This window comes from Altererythrobacter sp. TH136, from assembly GCF_007065885.1.
In the GTDB taxonomy this organism is placed as follows: Bacteria; Pseudomonadota; Alphaproteobacteria; order Sphingomonadales; family Sphingomonadaceae; genus Tsuneonella.
Map to the genome: position 1 here is coordinate 2,175,912 of NZ_CP041409.1, position 17,066 is coordinate 2,192,977.

The 17,066-nt window shown below is 63.7% G+C and carries 15 protein-coding genes and 1 tRNA gene; 8 read left to right on the forward strand and 8 right to left on the reverse strand.

The genetic code is table 11. From position 1 onward, the window contains the following. The first annotated feature begins 85 nt into the window (after nucleotides 1-85). Together pnp and C0V74_RS10580 are read left to right on the forward strand one after the other, a co-directional pair. Nucleotides 86-2,422, forward strand: a complete 2,337-nt coding sequence (gene pnp / locus C0V74_RS10575) for a polyribonucleotide nucleotidyltransferase (RefSeq protein WP_143251726.1) — start codon at nucleotides 86-88, stop codon at nucleotides 2,420-2,422. A gap of 94 nt (nucleotides 2,423-2,516) precedes the next feature. Continuing rightward, on the forward strand, nucleotides 2,517-3,197 hold the full coding sequence (locus C0V74_RS10580) for a spermidine synthase (RefSeq protein ID WP_131626189.1): 681 nt from the start codon (nucleotides 2,517-2,519) through the stop codon (nucleotides 3,195-3,197). 9 nt (nucleotides 3,198-3,206) lie between these two features. On the opposite strand, the gene C0V74_RS10585 is transcribed toward C0V74_RS10580, so the two are convergent. Together C0V74_RS10585 and C0V74_RS10590 are read right to left on the reverse strand one after the other, a co-directional pair. Beyond that, nucleotides 3,207-3,728 carry a DUF1993 domain-containing protein gene (locus C0V74_RS10585; protein ID WP_143251727.1) on the reverse strand — a complete coding sequence of 174 codons (522 nt, stop codon included), beginning with the start codon at nucleotides 3,726-3,728 and terminating at the stop codon, nucleotides 3,207-3,209. 63 nt (nucleotides 3,729-3,791) lie between these two features. Next, nucleotides 3,792-4,478, reverse strand: coding sequence for a GcrA family cell cycle regulator (locus C0V74_RS10590; protein WP_143251728.1), 687 nt, complete (start codon nucleotides 4,476-4,478; stop codon nucleotides 3,792-3,794). Between the two features lie 72 nt (nucleotides 4,479-4,550). Between C0V74_RS10590 and C0V74_RS10595 the strand changes: the two genes are divergently transcribed. Further along, the gene (locus tag C0V74_RS10595; protein ID WP_143251729.1) at nucleotides 4,551-5,447 is read left to right on the forward strand and encodes an ABC transporter permease; all 897 of its coding nucleotides are present in this window, start codon (nucleotides 4,551-4,553) and stop codon (nucleotides 5,445-5,447) included. 9 nt (nucleotides 5,448-5,456) lie between these two features. On the opposite strand, the gene hspQ is transcribed toward C0V74_RS10595, so the two are convergent. Continuing rightward, nucleotides 5,457-5,837 carry a heat shock protein HspQ gene (gene hspQ / locus C0V74_RS10600; RefSeq protein ID WP_131626186.1) on the reverse strand — a complete coding sequence of 127 codons (381 nt, stop codon included), beginning with the start codon at nucleotides 5,835-5,837 and terminating at the stop codon, nucleotides 5,457-5,459. A gap of 158 nt (nucleotides 5,838-5,995) precedes the next feature. Between hspQ and C0V74_RS10605 the strand changes: the two genes are divergently transcribed. The 4 genes from C0V74_RS10605 (at nucleotide 5,996) to C0V74_RS10620 (ending at nucleotide 9,768) form a co-directional block, all read left to right on the forward strand. After that, a tRNA-Ser gene (locus C0V74_RS10605) sits at nucleotides 5,996-6,085 on the forward strand. Nucleotides 6,086-6,168: 83 nt separating this feature from the next. Then, nucleotides 6,169-7,734, forward strand: a complete 1,566-nt coding sequence (locus tag C0V74_RS10610; protein ID WP_143251730.1) for a site-specific integrase — start codon at nucleotides 6,169-6,171, stop codon at nucleotides 7,732-7,734. A 200-nt stretch (nucleotides 7,735-7,934) separates the two neighbouring features. Next, nucleotides 7,935-9,179 (forward strand): hypothetical protein, encoded by a 1,245-nt coding sequence (locus C0V74_RS10615; protein ID WP_143251731.1) that lies wholly within the window; start codon nucleotides 7,935-7,937, stop codon nucleotides 9,177-9,179. Between the two features lie 202 nt (nucleotides 9,180-9,381). Beyond that, a complete protein-coding gene (locus C0V74_RS10620; RefSeq protein ID WP_143251732.1) occupies nucleotides 9,382-9,768 on the forward strand; it encodes a hypothetical protein in 387 nt (128 codons plus the stop codon). Here the strand turns inward: C0V74_RS10620 and C0V74_RS10625 are convergent. From C0V74_RS10625 to C0V74_RS10640, 4 genes are all read right to left on the reverse strand, one after another. Then, entirely contained in the window at nucleotides 9,748-10,932 is a 1,185-nt protein-coding gene (locus C0V74_RS10625) for a restriction endonuclease subunit S (protein ID WP_143251733.1), read from the reverse strand. The two genes, C0V74_RS10620 and C0V74_RS10625, sit on opposite strands and share 21 nt — an antisense overlap. Then, the gene (locus C0V74_RS10630; RefSeq protein ID WP_143251734.1) at nucleotides 10,929-12,551 is read right to left on the reverse strand and encodes an N-6 DNA methylase; all 1,623 of its coding nucleotides are present in this window, start codon (nucleotides 12,549-12,551) and stop codon (nucleotides 10,929-10,931) included. Before C0V74_RS10630 ends, C0V74_RS10625 begins: the two co-directional genes overlap by 4 nt. A 20-nt stretch (nucleotides 12,552-12,571) precedes the next feature. Next, on the reverse strand, nucleotides 12,572-14,650 hold the full coding sequence (locus C0V74_RS10635; RefSeq protein WP_210413406.1) for a DEAD/DEAH box helicase family protein: 2,079 nt from the start codon (nucleotides 14,648-14,650) through the stop codon (nucleotides 12,572-12,574). A 201-nt stretch (nucleotides 14,651-14,851) separates the two neighbouring features. After that, nucleotides 14,852-15,370 carry a hypothetical protein gene (locus C0V74_RS10640; RefSeq protein WP_143251736.1) on the reverse strand — a complete coding sequence of 173 codons (519 nt, stop codon included), beginning with the start codon at nucleotides 15,368-15,370 and terminating at the stop codon, nucleotides 14,852-14,854. A gap of 186 nt (nucleotides 15,371-15,556) precedes the next feature. Between C0V74_RS10640 and C0V74_RS10645 the strand changes: the two genes are divergently transcribed. Beyond that, nucleotides 15,557-16,234 carry a recombinase family protein gene (locus C0V74_RS10645; RefSeq protein WP_143251737.1) on the forward strand — a complete coding sequence of 226 codons (678 nt, stop codon included), beginning with the start codon at nucleotides 15,557-15,559 and terminating at the stop codon, nucleotides 16,232-16,234. A gap of 76 nt (nucleotides 16,235-16,310) precedes the next feature. Here C0V74_RS10645 and C0V74_RS10650 read toward each other — a convergent pair whose 3' ends face one another. After that, entirely contained in the window at nucleotides 16,311-17,042 is a 732-nt protein-coding gene (locus C0V74_RS10650) for a hypothetical protein (RefSeq protein WP_143251738.1), read from the reverse strand. Nucleotides 17,043-17,066: the final 24 nt, after the last annotated feature.

The window sequence follows — 17,066 nt, forward strand, 5'->3', positions numbered from 1 at the left end:
GAGCCCCGCACCGGACCGGGACGGCTTACCCGGATCAGAGGCCCCGCACCGCAATACGGCCGTGCGGGTCACGAAGGAAAACGTAATGTTCGACACCAAGACTGTATCGATGGAGTGGGGCGGCAAGACCCTCACCCTGGAAACCGGGCGTATCGCCCGCCAGGCCGATGGCGCGGTTCTCGCCACCTATGGCGAAACCGTGGTGCTGTGCGCCGTGACCGCCGCCAAGTCGGTCAAGGAGGGGCAGGACTTCTTCCCCCTCACCGTCCACTATCAGGAAAAGTTCTTCGCCGCCGGGCGCATTCCGGGCGGCTTCTTCAAGCGTGAGCGCGGGGCGACCGAAAAGGAAACGCTGACCAGCCGCCTGATCGACCGTCCGGTCCGCCCGCTGTTCCCCGAAGGGTTCTACAACGAGATCAACGTCATCGCCCAGGTGCTGAGCTTCGACGGCGAGGTCGAGCCCGACATCGTCGCGATGATCGCCGCCTCGGCCGCGCTGACCATTTCGGGCGTGCCGTTCATGGGCCCGATCGGCGCCGCGCGCGTCGGTTATGTCGACGGTGAATACACCCTCAACCCGCGCCAGCCCGAAGCGGCCGCCGGCGCGCTCGACCTGGTCGTGGCCGCCACCGGCAACGCGGTGATGATGGTCGAATCCGAAGCAAAGGAGCTGTCGGAAGAGGTCATGCTCGGCGCGGTGCTGTTCGCGCACGACGAGATCAAGAAGGTCGTCGGCCTGATCTGCGACCTTGCTGAACAGGCTGCCAAGGATCCCTGGGCGGTCGACAAGGTCGAAGGCAAGGCCGAGACGCTGGAAGAGCTGCGCTCGGTCATCGGCGAAGACCTCGCCGCCGCCTACAAGCTGACCAACAAGTCGGAACGGCAGAACGCCATCAACGCAGCCCGCACCAAGGCGCGCGAGCACTTCGCGCACCTCGAAGCAGGCGATCCGGCCGGATACATGGGCCGCATCAAGCTGGTGAAGAGCCTGGAAAGCGACATCGTCCGCAAGGCGATCCTCAAGGACGGCACCCGCATCGACGGGCGCAAGACCGACCAGGTCCGCCCGATCGAATCGATGGTCCACATCCTGCCCCGCGCGCACGGCTCGGCACTGTTCACCCGCGGCGAGACGCAGGCGATCTGCACCGCGACCCTGGGCACAAAGGACAGCGAGCAGATGATCGACGGGCTGGAGGGTCTCTCCTACTCGAACTTCATGCTGCACTATAACTTCCCGCCCTATTCGGTCGGTGAAGTGGGCCGTTTCGGCGCCCCCTCGCGCCGCGATACCGGCCACGGCAAGCTCGCCTGGCGGGCGCTGCGGGCGGTGCTGCCGGCGAAGGAAGAGTTCCCCTACACGATCCGCGTGGTGTCCGACATCACCGAGTCCAACGGATCTTCGTCGATGGCGACGGTCTGCGGCGGCAGCCTCGCTCTGATGGACGCCGGCGTGCCGATCACGCGCCCGGTTTCGGGCATCGCGATGGGCCTGATCCTGGAAGGTGACGAGTTCACCGTGCTCAGCGACATCCTCGGCGACGAGGATCACCTGGGCGACATGGACTTCAAGGTCGCCGGCACGTCCGAAGGCATCACCACGATGCAGATGGACATCAAGGTCGCCGGGATCACTCGCGAGATCTTCGAGGCGGCGCTGGGCCAGGCCAAGGCCGGCCGCGCGCACATCCTGGGCGAGATGCAGAAGGCGCTGGGCGAAGCCCGCACCGAGCTGTCGGCGCACGCGCCGCGCATCGAGACGATGCAGATCGACAAGTCGAAGATCCGCGACATCATCGGCACCGGCGGCAAGGTGATCCGCGAGATCGTCGCTGAAACCGGCGCCAAGGTCGACATCGACGACGAGGGCCTGATCAAGATCAGCTCGAGCGACCTCAGCCAGATCGAGGCCGCGCGCAAGTGGATCTCGGGCATCGTGGAAGAGGCCGAAGTCGGCAAGATCTACGACGGCAAGGTCGTCAACATCGTCGATTTCGGCGCGTTCGTGAACTTCATGGGCGGCAAGGACGGTCTGGTCCATGTCAGCGAAATGAAGAACGAGCGGGTGGAGAAGCCGACCGATGTCGTCTCCGAAGGCCAGGAAGTGAAGGTCAAGGTCCTCGAGATCGACCAGCGCGGCAAGGTTCGCTTGTCGATGCGCGTCGTCGACCAGGAAACCGGCGCCGAGCTGGAGGACACCCGTCCGCCGCGCGAACCGCGTGAGCCCCGTTCGGGCGGCGGTGACCGTGGCGGCGATCGTCGCGGACCCCGCAGTGGCGGTGGTGACCGCGGCGGACGCGGCGGCGGCGATCGCGGCCCGCGCCGTGACGGCGGCGGCGACCGGGGACCCCGGCGCGACCGCGACGACCGTCCTTCGAACGGCGGCGGCGAGAGCCACATCCCGGACTTCCTCAAGGACTGATCCGGTTCGCTGAACCAAGACGCAAATCGGGAAGGGCCGCCGGAGAGATCCGGCGGCCCTTTTCTTTTGCGTTGGCGCCTGCGAGGAGGCTGCCATGCTACCCCGCGAAACGATCGCCACCGCGCGCATCCCCGATGGCGACACGCTGACGCTGGTGCGCCATGGCACCGATCACATCGTCATGCTCGGCCGCGACGAGCTGATGGGCACGCGGATGCGCTTTTCCGAAGAGCAGCTTGCCGAATTGACGATCGAGCGCTTGGGCAAGCCGAACGCGCGTCTGCTGATCGGCGGCTACGGGATGGGCTTTACCCTGCGGGCCGCGCTGGCGGCGCTGGGACCGCACGGATCGGTCACGGTGGCCGAGATCGTGCCGGAAATCCTCGACTGGGCCAAGGGACCGCTGGCGGACCTGACCGGCGACAGCCTGGCCGATCCCCGCGCCCGGATCGAGCTATGTGACGTGGCCGCGCTGATCGATGACGCGGGCGACGGCACGAGCGCGGCGTACGATGCTATCCTGCTTGACGTCGACAACGGCCCTGACGGGATCGTGCGCACGGGTAACGAGCGCCTCTATACCCGCACCGGCATCGCTCGCGCGCGCGACGCGCTCAACCCCGGCGGCTTGCTGGCGGTGTGGTCTGCCGGCCCTGACCCCAAGTTCACCCGCCGCCTCCAGGACGCGGGGCTGGAGGTGGAGGAACGGTTCGTCCGCGCACGCCCCAACAACAAGGGGCCGCGCCACACGATCTGGTTTGCCCGGAAGCCCTGAGCCCCGGCGTTAGCTGGCGAGACGCATTCGGCCGAGGAAGTCGCGCTTGCCGATGCTGAGCCCCTTCATCCGCAGGATGTCGTACGCCGTCGCGGCGTGAAAATAGAAATTCGGCTGGCTGAAGCTGAGCAGGAAGTTCTCGGCCGTGAACGGCATCTTGAAGTCGCGCATCTGGAACAGCATCGGCGCGCCGATCATGCCTTCCAGTTCGTCTTCGGTGACCGCTTCCAACGTGGCGATCGCTGCGTTGAGCTTGGCGCGCAATCCCGCAAAGTCTTGCGGCGGCGCTTCCATGGCCGGAGAGAACACTCCGGCGCGCAGCCCCTCGATCGCGCCGCCGGTGTGGTCGGCCACGCTTTTCACCTGATAGGCGAACGGCAGCATCTGGTCGTGCAGGCACGCGCCGATCAGCGCGGACGCATCGCTGCCCTGTTCGCCGCACCACGCCTCCGCCTTGTCGATCAGCCCGTGCGTGGTGCCCAGCATCTGCAGGGCGCCGGGGACGAAAGCGGCGTGAAGCGAAAGCGGCATCGGTTATCCTCTCGGTCAGCAAAAAGGCCCGGCAGTCTGGCGACCACCGGGCCTGAAACTGGTTTAGCGAACCCGCGGGCCGCCGAATGGCAGCGGCGGAGGGGGCCGGCGGGCACCCCGCGGCAGCTGCGCCTGATACGCGCGGCCGCAATGCTGCACGCAATAGGGGAAACCGGGGTTCACCGCTTCACCGCAGAAGTGGAAGTCCGCCTCGCCCGGGTGGCCCATCGGCCAACGGCACACCTTGTCGTTGAGATCGAGCAGCGAGGTCTTGTCCGCGATATCGGCGCTGGGCTTGGCGGGGACCAGCCGGCGCGGCGGCGCGGGCGGGATCGGCGGCTGCTGATCGCCCGGACCCTGGCGCAGGAACCCGCCCGGCCCGACCGAGACGATCTTGGGCATGGAGGTGGAATTGGGGATCGGCTGGCTGGGCGTGGCGCTGGCCGCCGCCGGTGACGGAGCGGGCTGCGGCTCGGGCTCGCGCGGCGCGGGCGCCGCGGCGACCGGGCGCTTGACCGCGGGCCGCGCCGCCGCAGCAGCGGGCGCAGGCACAGGGGCCGCCTTCTTCGCCTCGGGCTTGTCTTCGTTCGGCTTGACCGGGGAAGGGCGCGCCTTCAGCCCCAGGCGGTGCGCCTTGCCGATCACGGCGTTGCGGCTGACCCCGCCAAGCTCGTCGGCGATCTGGCTGGCGGTGGCGCCGCCTTCCCACATCTTCTTCAGGGTCGCGATGCGTTCGTCGGTCCAGCTCATCGGGTCGATTTCGTCCTGTCGGTGTTCGAGCGGCGGTTGCTTCAGGGGGCGCTTGGCCCTAGTCGCGGCGCCATGGCCGATCAAGTCCAGTCCCTGTCATCCGCCGCGCCTGCCGCTGGAAGCGAAGGCGCGCTGCGCCAGTCGTTCCACCCGCGGGGCACGCCGGTCATCCAGGGTCTCAATCGGATCGGCCTGTGGAGCCTCTATATGAAGGAGGTGCGCCGGTTTCTCAAGGTGCAGACCCAGACGATCTGGGCTCCGGCGGTCACCACGCTGCTGTTTCTGGTCATTTTCACCGTCGCGCTGAGCGGAACCGGCCGGTCGGGCCGCGAAGTGCTGGGCGTGCCGTTCGCCTCGTTCGTGGCGCCGGGGCTGATCGTGATGGGCATGATGCAGAACGCATTCGCCAATTCCAGCTTCAGTTTCCTGTCGGGCAAGATCCAGGGCACCATCATCGACCTGCTGATGCCACCGCTGTCCAACGGCGAGCTGATGGCGGGGATCGTCGGCGCCGCGGTCACCCGCGCGATCGCCGTCGGCCTGGCGGTGGGGGCGGCGATGCTGCTGTTTCCCGGCGTGTCACTGCATATGGCGCACCCGTGGGCGGTGGCCTGGTTCGGCCTGATGGGGGCGATCATGCTGGCGGTGCTAGGGCTGCTGACGTCGATCTGGGCGGAAAAGTTCGACCACGCGGCGGCGGTGACCAACTTCGTGGTCGCGCCGCTCAGCCTGCTGTCGGGCACGTTCTATGTGATCGACAACCTCGCGCCGGCGTTCCAAGCGATCAGCCGGGCCAATCCGTTCTTCTATGTGATCAGCGGCTTCCGGTTCGGGTTCCTGGGCCGCAGCGACATCGGTGACACCAACATGGCGGTGTTCCATGGCGCGGTGGGCCTGGGCGTATTCAACGCGCTGCTGGCGCTCGGCACCTACATGATCCTGCGATCGGGGTGGAAGCTGAAGAGCTGACGCGCGGCGTCAGTGCGTCAGCCCGCGGCGCAGGCGGTAGCGGCCTTCGTCGAACGTTTCGAACAGTTCGGGCACTTGCGGGTGATCGACCGGTCCGTTCTCCGCGTCATGCACCAGGTTCTGCTGGCTGACGTAGGCCACGTAACTGCTGTCCGAATTCTCGGCCAGCAGGTGGTAGAATGGCTGGTCCTTGTTGGGCCGGACCGCGGCGGGAATCGATTCGTACCATTCGTCGCTGTTGGCGAACACCGGATCGATATCGAACACCACTCCGCGGAAATCGAACAGGCGATGCCGGACCACTTCGCCCACGCCGAAGCGGGTCGAGGAGTGGCGCGGCGCCTCGATCGTGCGGCCGGCGGTGGGGGAAAAGAACTGCGAACGATCCATGGGTGAAATATAAGCCTCTGCACACATCAAACAAGCGCCGCCGCCCGCTTGTTCCCCGCCCGGTTCAGTTGGGGACTTGGCAAGCCCGAAACGCTCGGCTAGGCGGCGCGCTCGTTTCGACCAGACCCCCCTCGGGGGTCAAGCGCACGAGCTCTTGCGGAGAGGTGGCAGAGTGGTCGAACGCGCCGCACTCGAAATGCGGTGTACGGGCAACCGTACCGTGGGTTCGAATCCCACCCTCTCCGCCACGCACTTGAAAAGGCCTGTGCGTCGAAATAGATACTGATTTTCAGAGGTTTGTTCAGCCGTCCAAGTACAAAGGACGGTCCAAATGGCACTACGAATGGCGAAGCTTTCGCGAACATCCACGGGTCTCTGGACGGCACGAAAGGTCATCCCGGCAGACATCCGCGAAGCCTATGGCAAGCGCGAGGACAAGCCGACTTGGCCGGCCTCCCTCAATCACACGCAAGCACGCGCAGAGTTCGCAGCATGGCTCATGGCCGTCGAGGACCGCATCGCGGCCTTGCGTTCGACCGAGCGGCACGAGCCACTATCGTTGAGTCAGCGCCACAGCCGCGCACTCGCGGGTCGATGGTATCGGGAGCAAGTCGCGGAGCTGTCCGACGATCCGGGTGAAGTAATCGGCTGGGAGGTTTCCCGCGAGGAGCTTTACCCCGAAACCGACAACGCCTCGGCCTACTCCAGCGAGCCATACGAAGGCCCATGGCGGATCACGCCATACCTTCGGAAACAAGCCGACTTGCTGCTCAATGCCGAAGCCCTCTCGATCACGGACGCCAGTCGGGAACGGCTGTTGCAGGACATGGCCGATCTCTACCTGTCGCTCTGCGATCTCATGATCCGGCGGGCGAGCGGCGACTACGGTGCCGATCCGGTGGTCGCAACGCTTCCCGAATGGCAGCCGGTCACAGAGACTCCGACCAAGCCCTCGAAGGACGGGCCCACGATCATTTCATTGTTCGATGGCTATGTTGCGGAACGCGCCCCGGCTCCCGCTACCGTCAAGGCGTGGAAGCGGATGATCACCTCGCTCACGGCCTTCGTCGGGCATGATGACGCTTCCCTGGTCACGGCCGACGACGTCGTCCGCTGGAAAGACCATCTCCTACTCGAGAGGAAGCTTTCGGCGAAGACGGTCCGGGAAGGATACCTTTCGGCCGCGAAGGCAGTCTTCGGATGGGCGAAGGACAATCGGCGGGTCGAGGATAACCCGGCTGTCAACCTGAAGGTGCGCGGTGGCAAGGCCCAGCGTCTGCGCGACCCCGGATTCAGCGACGAAGAGGCGAAGACCATCCTCAACGCGACGCTCGCAACGGGTGACGGTCGTCAGACAGAGTTGTCAATTCGTGCCCGCCGCTGGGCGCCTTGGCTCTGCGCTTACACCGGAGCGCGGGTCAACGAGATCACCCAGCTCCGCAAGCAGGACGTCTTCGAGGAAGACGGCATCTGGCTGATCCACATTACGCCTGAAGCCGGGGGCGTGAAGAACCAGCAGGCGCGCAAGGTGCCGATCCATTCGCACCTCGTCGAGCAGGGCTTCGTCGAGCTGGTCACTTCGCTGCCCGAAGGTCCGATCTTCTACGATCCCAAGGCAAACCGTAAGGGCTCCGACGGGAACCCGCAGTTCAAGAAGGTCGGCGAGCGGCTAGCCAAGTGGGTCCGTTCTCTAGGCGTGGACGATCCCAACGTCGCCCCCAACCACGGCTGGCGGCACCGGTTCAAGACGGCTGCACGTTCGGCCCGAATGGAGCAGGAGGCTCGCGACGCAATCCAAGGCCATGCACCGGCAAGCGAAGGTCAGCGTTACGGCGTGTGGGCCGTGCGCGACTTGGCGATAGAGGTCGAGAAGCTGCCCCGCATCGCGCTCGTCTGATGAGAGAATCGACACTGCCCGGCGAGCGCGACCGCCAGCATCTGGAGAACAGTCGGCCCTTTCCGTGGGATCGTTCCTGCGACGCCCCCGGCTGGCCTGCCGCGCTCGATCATATCCTCGACCTCCTAGAGGCCGCAGAGAGTCGCCAGAAGGCCCGAAGGAGCGCGGACAGGGATCGCTTGCGGTGCACTCTCGGCTCAATGCTGCTGGGCCTCTACGGGGCCTTCAGAGTCGATCCAGAGCGATGGCTCGCCTACTCCCGAAGCAACAACGATTACGGTGCGAGCCACCGCTACGTCCACCCGGATGCCAGCGCGACCGCGGTCATCACTGCGGCCGATTTTCTCGTTCGTGCCGGGTTCGCCGACCACAAGCTCGGCTCCTACGACCGTTCGCCCAACGCCTTCGGTGGCGCAGGCGGCAAGGGCTATCGCTCGCGCCTCCGCGCTCGTCCTTCGCTTGTTGAGGCGCTTGAGGTCACCTTTGGGATCACCCCGGAGTCCATCGGCTATTCTCAATGGTCGGAGCTGGTGCGCCTGAAGGCTGCCCCCGAAGGTCCGCGCGGTCACAAGCGGTTGGTCCCCTATGGGGACACGATCGAGACGCGTCGGATGCGCGAGCAGCTTCGCGATTTCAACGCATTCCTCACGACCTTTCGGATCGACCTGGAGGTCATGGAAGAGTCGACCGGTGAGATCGACGACGAAGTGGATAGGGAAGACCGGCCGGATGCGCGTGATCGCTCCGCCACCCGGCTCTATCGCGTATTCAACAACCGCCGGTGGGATCACGGCGGCCGCTTCTATGGCGGCTGGTGGCAGGCGCTGCCGAAGCGAGACCGCGCCCGCTTGCTAATCGATGGCGAGGAGACGGTGGAGCTGGATTTCAAATCGCTTCACCCACGTCTCTGCTATCACCTCGAAGGGATGCCGCTGGGGCCGGAGGCGGACCCCTATGTGCTGCCCGGGCTGGAGGGGGAGGCCTATCGCCCTGTCGTGAAGACCGCGTTCAACCAGCTCCTCAATGCTGGCCCCGGCGTGCAACCCAAGGCTCCGAAGGGCGCACTGGCCCGGCTTCCGCGCCGTTACACCTACAAGGCCTTGCTCCAGCTGATCGAGACAGAGCACCAGCCGATCAGCGGATGGTTCAGGAGCGGCCGGGGCGTGGAACTTCAGGCGATAGACAGCGAAATGGCTTCGGCAATCCTCGGTTACCTGCGCGGAAGGGGCATCTGTTGCCTCCCTGTCCATGACAGTTTCATCGTCCCCCGTTCGGCCGAGTTCGTGTTGGGGCAAACAATGAACCTAGCCTATCATGGAACCCTTGGCCGGTTCGGCTCTGCTAGGGCCTACCCCATCATTTCTGGCTGGTCTTCGCCCGAGCAAGAACGGAGGGTTGCGTCCTCTCTCAACGTCCCCCTCCTTCCCATTTTTCCATCCCGGTAGGACGACGATCCTTCTCGATCCGTCCCGGCACCAACGCACACCTTCGGTCATTACTGAGAGCCGTAAAGGCATGATTCGAGGTCGATAAGGGAGAGAAAACCCGATCGGATGTTGTTGTGTGTTTTCAGAGGGTTGTAATTAGTACGCACTATAGGGGAGGGAAACCTCGCCATTCTCTGCACGTCAACCCCGGATAACCCCTATGCCGCGAACCCGAAAAGCCGCCCCGCCGGGGCGAAAGCATTGCCATCTTTGTTGCCGAAATCGCCTTCTGGAGGCGTTCGCCCGCGATGCATCCAAGTCCGATTGCCTGCGATCCTGTTGCCGCGCCTGCGACGCGAAGCGGCTGAAGGCCGCCTACTGGACGAAGGATCGCAAGAAGGCCCGCAAGTTACGTCAAGCGGCTGCCGAACGCCGCGAACTGGAACGCCAGCATGGGCGGCAAAGGATCGCCCATCAAGAGGCCCTCCGGGCAGAGGAGGAGAAGGCGAAACGCGTAGCGCAGTCCCAGGCGCGGCGTGAACTGGCTTCCCGTCGCTTCTGGGAAGGTATGGGGGCGCGGCAGGGGTCACGCGGCGAACAGACGTGACATGAGCGCGTCACTGGTGCGTTCGGCTGCGCTCGCGGCTTGTTCGGAAAGCCGTTGAATGCTCGTCACCTCTCGCGCTCGTTCAGCGAACGCCTGTTGAAGTGCCGACGGCGGCAACGGCATCTGGAGTTCGGTCAACTCTTCTAAATCGAGCTTCTTCGTCCCGTGCCCAGCGGTCGTTACTCGGCTCAAGAGGCGGTGGTGCAGGCATTGCAGTGCCCATCTGAGATAACACCCGTCGATCTTGTCACCGGGGATCAGCGCCTTGAGGTCTTGGTTGATGACCAACGGGACCGAGGTTTGCCGGATGGGAACTGTGTGGGCGAGGATCATGCCTCGAACCACGACCACACAACTGCCTACGGGAACGAGCTTCGCACCGCCGCGCTCAATCGCGGCATCGGTTAGGCTGTCTTGCGACGTAGTCAGTGGATCGGCCTTCATATCCTTTGCCGAAACCCACGGGATTGCCCCGTCCCAGAATGCTGGCTCTCCCTTGGAAGGAGTGCCGCCACTTGCGAAATGCACCAGCGCCTTTAGCTCGAACGTAGGCCAACCCTTGGGGTTCACCGACGGATCGCCAAACATGTCGACGAACAGCGCCGGGATCAGCTCGATAGCCTTCGCTTGCGCTTCTTCCGCCAGCCGCTTCAGCCCCTTCGCGCCGGACAATAGGCCCACGAGGCGCCGTTGCTCGTCGAGGGGCGGCAATGGCAGCGCAAATCCGCCGACTTGTTGTAGGCTGAGGTTGGTGATTGTGGCCGTCGTCCCCTGCGCCTTTATGGCCGTCCTGACGCTTGGGGATTGCAGCGCAAGGCAGGCGAACTCCGGATCAATACGAGACCGATCAATGCGTGCCAGAGCAACCGCCTGATTGCAGTTCATGGGCTGAGAGCCCTCAGGCACAAACCCAACCCGGCCTACAGTACCGGCAATGGTGATAAGAATGTCGCCAGGCAGTATGACCGAGCGGCGAAGCAGCTCGTTAGTCTCGCGATCAATGAACAAGGATGCTCTTTCCGGTTCAACTGCCCACCCCCTGACATCCTCTCCTCTGAGGAAGGGCGTGCCGCTGGCCATGTACGACCGCCCCAAGGTTTTGGGTGTGGTGCCTTTCGTAATGAGCGATGTAACCTCGCGGAGTGCTACGATTGGGTAGCTCAACTGGCCGACTCCCGTAGATTAGCTGCCAGCTCCTCGATCTCCTCACCCATCTCCTCCGCGATGGCCTTCAGCTCGTCCAGCAGCACCAGAGGATCGCGATGCTCTACCTGCGCGCGACTCTGTGGCCGGTAGCGAGAAGCAGAGAAGTTGTTGTCGTTGGCGCGCAGCGTTGCGGCATCCGCCCACCACCACTTGGCGGTCCACTCTGCTTCCTCGTCCCGCGCCTGCCACTCGGCCCAAAGCGCCTCTCGGACCCGATACGCCTCCGCGAGCACCGGCAGATCATCGGGTTCCACGGGTGTGTCGTGGTTGGCGTCTAGCTTGAACCCGTCTGCGTCCGCGTGAAGGAATAGCACCCGCTCTGTCGTGCCGCCCTTGGTGAACAGCAGCACGCTCGTCTTCACCCCGCTGTAGGGTTGGAACACGCCTCCGGGCAGGCTCATCACCGCCTCCAGCCGATTGTTGTCCAACAGCTGCCGGCGCAGTTCCTGGTGCGATCCTGTGGAACCGAAGAGAACCCCCTCGGGAACGATCACTCCACAGCGACCTCCGTCTCGGAGCTGCCCCAGCATATATTTGAGAAACAGCAGTTCGGTCGCGGTCGATGACCCCACCTTCACCTCGTCCACCACGCGGTCACGGTCTAGCCGCCCGGAGAATGGCGGGTTGGCGAGCACCACGTCGAAGCCGTCGAGCGGTAACCCCAGTTCGGCCTTCTGCGTCCGGTCCAGCGTCTGCGTAAGCGCATTGCGCCGCAGGATGCGAACATTGGGCAGGCCGCGCAGCGTCAGGTTCATTGTCGCCAACCGCACTTGCGCCGGGTCGACGTCATTGCCGAAGAACGTGCCGTTCTGGAGCTTCGCGCTCTCTGCGTCCGAAAGCCGGTCGCCCCAGCCGCGCTGTTGCACCTTGCCGTCCACCTCCACCGCATGGACGCCCGCCACCGAGGAGTTGGCAAGCCGGATGTGGTTGTATGCGGCCACCATGAAGCCCGCCGTGCCCGCTGCCGGATCATAGATCGTTTCGCCGACCTTCGGGTCGACCATCTCCACAATGGCGCGGATGATGTGGCGCGGAGTTCGGAACTGACCCAGCTCACCAGCCTGCTTGATCTGCTTCAGGACGTGCTCGAAAAGGTCGCCCTTGGTGTCCGCGTCCTGCTCCTCCAGCCGGAGCTGGTCGACGAGGCTCACCACCTGCGTCAGCACCGTGGGCTCGTCGATCGAAAGCCGCGCCCCCTCCATGAAGTTCATGGCCGAACGATCCGCCACCTCGGCATAGAAGGGGAACACCTCGTCGCGCACGAAGCGCACCAGCGGTTCGCCTGCCAGAACGCTCCACTTGGACCACCGCAGGCGCTCGGCTGGGATCGTCTCCTGGCCCTTTGCAGGCGCGTTCAGCGGATTGCGTAATTTCCACTCGCCTGCGAACATCGATTCATGGGCCTTGCCCGTCGCCTGAGCGCGAAGCTCGTTGTCGGCGTCCAGCCCCTCCACCAGATAGAAGAAGAACAGGAACGCGAGCTGCTCGGCATTGAGCACCGGGTTCGGAAAGCCGCCGCCGTAAAGGTAGTTGCGTATCTGGTCCACGCGGCCGCGCAGTTCGGGGGTCATCGGCATGGTGTCACGACCTAAATGGGTCAGTTGGGCTGGGCAGAGGGGCGCACGTCGCTTGCGTCGCCGCCGCCCGTCGGAAACACACTTGAGTTGAGACTGACGAGCATCGCCCGCAATCCTTCGTCCCCGCCGAACACCTGCCGTGCCCTCTGGACACCTCCGTTGAACGAGAATGGCGGCTGGGTGAAACGGTAGATGCCGAAGCTGGTCATGTCGGGGTTGGCATCGATCTGGCTCTCGACCAGCCGCAGCAGTCGCAACTGGTCGGAGTTGAAGTTCTTATCCAACAACCAGCTCTCGAAGCGCAGCGCCAGTTCCGCCTTGTGTGCCGTGCTCGCGTCGTTGGGGATTAGGTTGCCGTCCGCGTCCAGCGTCACCCAGTCCCGTGTGGTAGGATCGATGTGATCGTGCACGTCGAGGACGAGTAAGCGCCTGGCCGTCGCCTCGTCGGGCCGGGGCTTGATGACCACAACGCCGCCCTCGGGCAGGTTCTCATCGTCGGCATGGTAATCGGTGACTCCGACGAAATCGAAGATCGTGAAGTTGACCTTTCGGATGTGATCAGCGCGCCGCGTGCCTCGGCCGCGCATCTGTTGGTATAGGATCGCCGATTTTGTGAAGCGCGCCATGACGAGATGGACTACCTCCGGCGCATCGAACCCGGTATCTAGCATGTTCACCGAGACGAGTATCTGCGGGAACTTTTCCTTCTTGAACCGGTCGATCTTGGCGAAGGAATCCACAGTGTCCTCGGGCCCGCTGCCTGAAACCACATAGTCAGCGTAGCGCACGTCCGAGCTTGGTTTCCGGTCAGCGAACTCCTGGTCAAACAATGACGCCAGCGTTTCGGCATGGCGCTTCGTCACCGCGAAGACGATTGCCTTGCCCTCCATCGGATACCGCCGGACCCCGTCGGTCCCGACGAAGCCATTCTCGACCACCGAGCGATATTCGCGGGCGAGCGCACGGTTGCGCTCTGGGATGGTGAACTTGCGCTCCAGCGCATTGGGATCGACAGTGATCTTGTCCTCGCCCGCGAACAGCCGCTCGAACTCCTCGCGAGTTTCGGCGTCCATCGCGCTCCAATCCAGTTCGTCGCGGCGCACCTCGAATCCGCCATCGGCAGCCGTCTTGACCGTCTTCGCCTTGTAAATCTTGTAGGGCAGGAGATGCCCCTCCTGGATCGCCTGCTTGAGTCCGTAGCGGAACGTCGGACGCTCCAGTTCGAAGAAGCGCAGCGTGTCGCGGATGAAGGCCCCATCCTCCGCATTGCGCACCACCTCCTCGGTCGCAACGCAGGGCGTCGCGGTAAGACCCACCATCAGGGCGTCGAAGTGCCGCAACGTCCCCGACCACTTCCCGTAGATCGAGCGGTGGCACTCATCGACCACGACCAGCTGGAAATAGGAGGAGGGGAGCTTGTGGTATTCGCCGATGAAAGTCTGCAGCGTGGATATCGTGATGCGCTTCTCGTCCTGGAACCGCCGACCGTTTCGCAAGACATAGGCCGGGAACTCGGGCAGGTGTTCGGCAAACGCATCCTCGGCCTGCTTGGCGAGGGTGATGCGGTCCACCAGGAACAGCACCCGGTTGACTTGCCCGGCCTCGAACAGGCGCTTGATCAGCGCCGCCGCCGTTCGCGTCTTTCCGGTGCCCGTTGCCATCTCCACGAGCATCTTTCGGCGGCCCACCGTGATCTCGCGGCACACCGTGTTGATGCAGTCCATCTGGTAGTCGCGGCCAGCGATGCGCTTGTCGATTTCGACGCTCAAGGGATCGCGACGCTGCTCCCGGAGCGCCAACATGCGCTCAAGATCGAGTTGCGAGGGGAGGGTCGATATCCGGCGAGGATGAGCTTCCACGGCCGGTTCCCAGCCCCACATCTCTTCGCCATTGCTGAGGTAGATGAAAGGCACATCGAGCAAGGCGGCATAGCGCCGCGCCTGCTCTTCGCCCTCCCTAGGGCTCTTGCGGGTCCGCTTGGCCTCAAGCACGGCGATGGGATGCCCATGCCGGTTACACATGACGTAGTCAGCCCTTGTCCGGTCGGAGAGGGTGTATTCGAAGCGAACCGACGTGCCATCGTCCACGCCCCAGCCCACGTCACGAAGCTGCGCGTCGATCTTAACTCGTGAAAAGGCTTCGGTTCCGCTCGGCAAGTGCCCCCCGTCGATCTTCCGCAGGAACTCTACGGGGCGAGGGAGGCCAGGACAATCCCGGTTCAACTCAATAGTTTCAGCGAAAAAATCCGAAGCAGAATATCGCAGCGAGAAGGTGCGCCATCCCCCCCGTGGGGTGCGCCTCTATGTGTCTGCTTCAGCAGCTTTCGCGTGAAGTGCAGCCATGATTTGCTCGAAGCCCTCTGGGTCGACTTCTTTCAGCGCCAATGCCTCGCGCACTAACTCATCGATCTCTCCCCGCTTCTCCGTCTGACGCATTGTTTCCTGTGCGCTAACGCTTCTTCCGGCTTGATCGAAAAGCTCCGGGTCGATTTCCCTCATTTCCTGGAGCGCCTCCTTCGTGCGAACCTGATAATCTGGGTCGGCCCACAGTGTTATCTGGTTGCGTCCAAGCTCTTCACGCTCCGCCAGACTCATCGAACCCCAAAGTTGTTGAGCCGTCCGACTGACAAAGGCGAGTTGCGACAGTTCGTGCTGAAGCTGCCGTGAAGTCAGTTCATTGAGGTATACGCTGGCAGCGATGGGGCCGAGAAGCCCAAGGTCGAAATCATTGGCCACAGGCGGCATGGCCGGTCGCCGCAGGCTATATCCCACCACCACAAGAACTACCCCACCGAGTAACAGTAGCCAGCCCCAACTCATGCCCATACCTCCTGATTGATCAGCGGAGGCTAACCGGTTGGAGTTAATAGGGAACATAGAACGGCCGGTTTGAGTCGAGCCGAGTCCTTTCTGAGTCAAAGCGTTTTCCTGGCACTGGTCGCGCGGGTAGACCAGCCCTTACACAACTGCCTAACGCTCAATAGCCAGTTGTGTAAGGATGATCATATGTGCCGCGTTGTTGCCTACTACCGTGTCTCCACCGAAGGACAGGGCCGCTCCGGCCTTGGCTTGGCGGCCCAGAAGGAAGCCGTGGCGAAGCTCTGCAGCTCGCGAGGCTGGGAGATCATGGCGGAGTTCACCGAAGTCGAAAGCGGCAAGCGGAATGATCGGCCGGAACTGCAAGCAGCGATGCACCGCGCCAAGGTCACCGGGGCGACCCTAGTGATCGCCAAGCTCGACCGATTGTCTCGCTCCGCTGCGTTCCTCACGGCCCTCCAGGAAGCCGGGACGCCCTTTGTCGCGGCCGATATGCCCGAAGCCTGCGAGACCACTGTGGGCATCCTCTCGGTCATTGCCCGCGCAGAACGAAAGGCGATCTCCAGGCGCACTCGCGAGGCGCTTGCGGCCGCTAAGGCGCGAGGAATCCGGCTGGGTAATCCCAACGGTGCCGAGGCTCTCCGAAGGGCCGGGAAGGGGAACGGTGCGGCCCTTGAGGCGGTGAGGGCTGGTGCAGCCTCCCGTGCAGCAGATTACGCACCTATCGTGGCTGACATACAGGCGAGTGGCGCGACGTCCCTCCCTGCCATCGCACAAGAGCTGAACGAGCGGGGGATCGTGACCCCAAGGGGAGGCCGCTGGCACCCCTCGTCCGTCCGCAATCTACTGGCGCGCCTCGCGACATAGTTCTTGTCTTCCGGGTCCGATGCCCTGCTTTATTCGTAGGTCTCTTCTCGCCTTGGCGAAGACCGCTCACTAGCATTCAAGAATGAGCAACCGCTCCCCTCGCGTGTTCGCTATCGAAGGACCTGCGGGCTTCATCGGCGGCTTGCTCTGATTTCATGAACAACGCGAGGTTTAAGGGGTGTTGTCCAATCTCATCCGAAAAATCAGCGTTAGTGTCGGCCTCCAGTTGGAGTGCATCAGTTAGCTCATCTAGGGAGCCGAGATATGCGTCGCGAAAATGCGGAAGTGCTGCCTCGATTTGCGCCCTTACACGCTTTACCAAGCCCTTATCGACTGTCTGGCGGCGAGTGACCACGGCCACCTTGGCGTCCTCTCCTCGGAACTGCAGGATGGAAAGCTCCGCCTGCCACTCGCCGCTATAGACACCGCCGCTCCCGAAATGAGCTATCGCCGCGTCGCGCAAATCGCACAGTTCTCTGTGGATCGCCTTTTGGCGCTCGTCGAAGCGAGGCCTTGGATCGAAGCCCTTACGCTCGTCTGAGGCCGTCTTCGTTGCGCGTGCATAGAGCAAGATGGCATTGTTCAGCAGCGCTGACTCTGTGATCATTTTGCCGTGATCAGACAGGTCAGTCGGAGCCAACAGTAGGTTGTCCAGAGCGGCAACGCTTTCAAGAGCCATCACCAGGTCGGTGTGGAGCGAATGCAGCTCCCTCGCGCGCCTGATCTTCCCGGCCAAGGCGGGCAAGCGACCTTCGACACCCAAGCGATCCGCGAGAGCTGTGAGATTGTAGGTTGGGTCAGCTGCCATGCTGTGCCTTGTTATGCATCCCTA